The sequence below is a fragment of the Dehalococcoidia bacterium genome (assembly GCA_041653995.1).
In the GTDB taxonomy this organism is placed as follows: Bacteria; Chloroflexota; Dehalococcoidia; order GIF9; family UBA5629; genus CAIMUM01.
Genome location: JBAZEK010000069.1, coordinates 1 through 2,727, shown reverse-complemented (window position 1 = coordinate 2,727; position 2,727 = coordinate 1). Strand labels below are relative to the sequence as shown.

Annotated in this window: 7 protein-coding genes; all 7 read right to left on the bottom strand. The window is 60.0% G+C overall.

Annotation, left to right across the window (positions count from 1 at the left end):
* A partial coding sequence (locus WC359_15545) for a DnaB-like helicase N-terminal domain-containing protein (protein MFA5401866.1) occupies positions 1 to 229 on the bottom strand: 229 nt, incomplete at its 3' end.
* A gap of 40 nt (positions 230 to 269) precedes the next feature.
* Positions 270 to 1,181 (bottom strand): hypothetical protein, encoded by a 912-nt coding sequence (locus tag WC359_15540; protein MFA5401865.1) that lies wholly within the window; start codon positions 1,179 to 1,181, stop codon positions 270 to 272.
* The gene (locus WC359_15535; GenBank protein MFA5401864.1) at positions 1,174 to 1,341 is read right to left on the bottom strand and encodes a hypothetical protein; all 168 of its coding nucleotides are present in this window, start codon (positions 1,339 to 1,341) and stop codon (positions 1,174 to 1,176) included. Before WC359_15535 ends, WC359_15540 begins: the two co-directional genes overlap by 8 nt.
* On the bottom strand, positions 1,338 to 1,553 hold the full coding sequence (locus tag WC359_15530; protein ID MFA5401863.1) for a hypothetical protein: 216 nt from the start codon (positions 1,551 to 1,553) through the stop codon (positions 1,338 to 1,340). Before WC359_15530 ends, WC359_15535 begins: the two co-directional genes overlap by 4 nt.
* Positions 1,550 to 1,930 (bottom strand): hypothetical protein, encoded by a 381-nt coding sequence (locus tag WC359_15525; GenBank protein MFA5401862.1) that lies wholly within the window; start codon positions 1,928 to 1,930, stop codon positions 1,550 to 1,552. Before WC359_15525 ends, WC359_15530 begins: the two co-directional genes overlap by 4 nt.
* A 25-nt stretch (positions 1,931 to 1,955) precedes the next feature.
* Entirely contained in the window at positions 1,956 to 2,522 is a 567-nt protein-coding gene (locus tag WC359_15520) for a hypothetical protein (GenBank protein MFA5401861.1), read from the bottom strand.
* Positions 2,512 to 2,727 (bottom strand): hypothetical protein (locus WC359_15515; protein MFA5401860.1); only part of this gene is annotated, 216 nt, incomplete at its 5' end. The genes WC359_15515 and WC359_15520, both read right to left, overlap by 11 nt.

Below are 2,727 nucleotides of genomic sequence, written 5' to 3'. Positions count from 1 at the left end.
CCGCTTTATCGAGCAGACCGCGGGCCTTGAGTTCGGTCGAGACCGCGACGGCATCGGGTGGGATGCCCTTGGCGTGTAGCTCACCCATGATCTCGAAGATGATGCCGTTGCCCTCAAGGTAGAAGTCCGACTGGTCGAGGATGCTGGCCGCGATGGGGTATGCGGCCTTGGGTTCCAGCATGATGCCCCCCAGCACCGCCAGCTCCAGGTCTGTGTTCTGTGGTGGCACACGGTCCAGGGCGGGAGACGGGCGGGTGATGTGGTCGGGTTCAGAGAGCTGGCTCAATTCCTGCCTCCCTCTGCTGGCGTTCGTAGTCCTCTGGTGTCATCGACTCGTAGTACCGCGGGGTGGAGTCAGGCTCCTCTTGCGGTGCGTTGTGCGCAGACTTGCGGAAGTAGCGGCCGTTCTCCGCGATACTACCCGGCGCCTTGCGGCAGGAGTCGAACCCGTAGGCTATCTGGTAATCCGTGAAGTGGTATCCTCTGGTCTCGGCCAGCATCTCGTTCAGCACAGCCAGGATGTGGCTGGTGGCACAGCGTTTGCGTACCCTGGCGTCGTGCATCGCGTCCTTGAGCCTGCTCCATGCCGCCAAAGACAGCGGCTGCAGGGTTGATTCGAGGTCGGCCAACTGCTCGTCAACCCCGTGGCTCGACGGCGCCGAAGGCGGCGGCGAAGACGGCGCGCCCAGCGGAGCGCGACGGTTTGTTTTAGGTTCAGGTTCAGGTTCAGGTTCAGAGTATACCGTTTGGATTCTATCTAGATTCGATCCAGATGCAATCTGGATGCCCCGCTGGGTTATCTGGATGCCATACAGATCGAAGAAGTCCGCTTTGATCTCCGGATAGTTCAGCAGGAAGGCCACAACGCCCTGCCGGTGCTTTTCTGTCTTGATGGTATTCAGATACCGCTTGAACTTCTTGACGAGCCAGAGGCACTCACCGTTTCTGAACTCTATTACAATCTTGCGCTGGGTGAGTTCCTGCCACGCCGACTCGATGGTATCACGTTCCAGGATGCCATCCCACCATTCAATCACGGGACCGTAGGGGGACGGGTCATAAATGCCGTACTGGTTGGGGCACAGGGCGATGGCGTGCGCCAACAAGACGCGGGCAGGCTTGGAGAGTTTCCACTCCCCGTACAGACGTGCATCTACACCGCTCCATGTAAAATCAGCCATCGTAATGTGGGTCCTCGCTGAAGTAGAAGTCTATCGGAGGGTAGCAGCGCTCGCCATCCGCCTCACAGTTTGGACAGGAGGCCGGGTTGTTGCGCTCCGCGAAGCTGCGCTCCATGGTGAACTCAGCTCCGCAACAGGGGCAGATGTAGCAGTACGTCACGCTATCCTCCTTAGCAGGCGGCGCGCGAGCTTCCAGTTTGGCGTTACGTAACCCACGCCGCCATGATGCCAGTAGTGCCGTTCATTCTCTGGATGCACGTGCCAGATGTATCCTTCGCGATCTTCCATCTCCGCCGTATTGGGCATTGCCGCCAGCTCTGCGGTGGTGTAGCGGCGGTACATGTCGATAGCGGAGCCGTCTAGCGGTGTCATTCCTGCCCCTCCGGCGGGTCTGGCGTTGGCTGTGACTCGAACTTGCGCAGAATGGCGATTGCTACATCGCCAGCTCCGCCTTCGGTGATCTCGTCACGCCAGTTATCCATGAGGTACTCTGCCAGTTTGTCGATCTGGCTGGGTTCGTCCGGGGCAGGCTTGGGGCGCTTTACCTCGCGCTTGTTGACGCCTTTGCGCCTGTAGCGGACTGGAAACTCCTGGCCGTCTGCCGCGCGAACCATCAGCCAGTGGGTACATGCCGGCGGGTGCGATATAACAAGGCACTCCTGCCCGCGATATGCCGCACGGTCTACTATGTCACGAAGCGTTACTTTTCTGCCGACGGGGAAGTCGGCTTGAGTCAGGTTTGGTTTCATCTCATCTCCTGGCTGAGCGGCAAGGTTACGAGGCATCGGTACGTCCCTGCATGGTGACACGTCCACTCAGCGCATTGCCCACGTTGCGCAGCATGTTGTCGCTGGCGTCACGCTCAGCAGTGCGACGACGTAGCGCTGCTTCCAGTTCGGCGATGAGCGCGCGGGCCTGCAATAGCAGATCGGCGAGATGTTCCGACGTGTCGCAGCCATATGGCGTTTCGCCGACCCGCTCCGTGGCCGCTAGATCGCGCGCCTCTTGCGCGGCCAGCGCTCCGCGCAGTTCGTCCAGTTCCGACAGCTTGGGGCACACCGCGCAGCCTTTGTAGAATGCGGCGAGATCATGGCAGGCGTCGTCCAGTTCGTCCAGCAAGGCGGGAATGACAGGTATCAGATACTCTGCATGATATGGTAGCCCCCAGTGATCGCCTTCCTCGTTACCATACCAGTAGACGTAATGACATCCTTCTGGCAGGCTGCCGTCGCCTCGAACGATGATTCCATAAACACCATCGTCCTTGTGCTGAACGATACTGCCTATATGCATGGGGTCAAGGGCTGTGATCCGGTTCAGCTCTGCGGTGTCAACTGGCATCGCTATCCTCCTCGTCCTGTGGACTCCTCACTTCGACGTTCTCGTCGGGGCCGCTCTTGCGCAGCGCAATTACCCAGCCCCCCCTCACGGTACGCAGCCCGTCTTCCTCCGGGTCCTGTGCCTTCAGGTAGTCCAGGATGTCGTGGTAGTCATCGCGCTTGGCCAACCGGCTCATGTACCAGTCGGCCCTGATGTCGTCCAGCAG

Excerpts from the sequence above, each read along its gene's own strand:
- WC359_15525 (MFA5401862.1), bottom strand. The coding sequence starts at position 1,930 with ATGAAACCAAACCTGACTCAAGCCGACTTCCCCGTCGGCAGAAAAGTA.
- WC359_15540 (MFA5401865.1), bottom strand. The coding sequence starts at position 1,181 with ATGGCTGATTTTACATGGAGCGGTGTAGATGCACGTCTGTACGGGGAG.
- WC359_15530 (MFA5401863.1), bottom strand. The coding sequence starts at position 1,553 with ATGACACCGCTAGACGGCTCCGCTATCGACATGTACCGCCGCTACACC.
- WC359_15520 (MFA5401861.1), bottom strand. The coding sequence starts at position 2,522 with ATGCCAGTTGACACCGCAGAGCTGAACCGGATCACAGCCCTTGACCCC.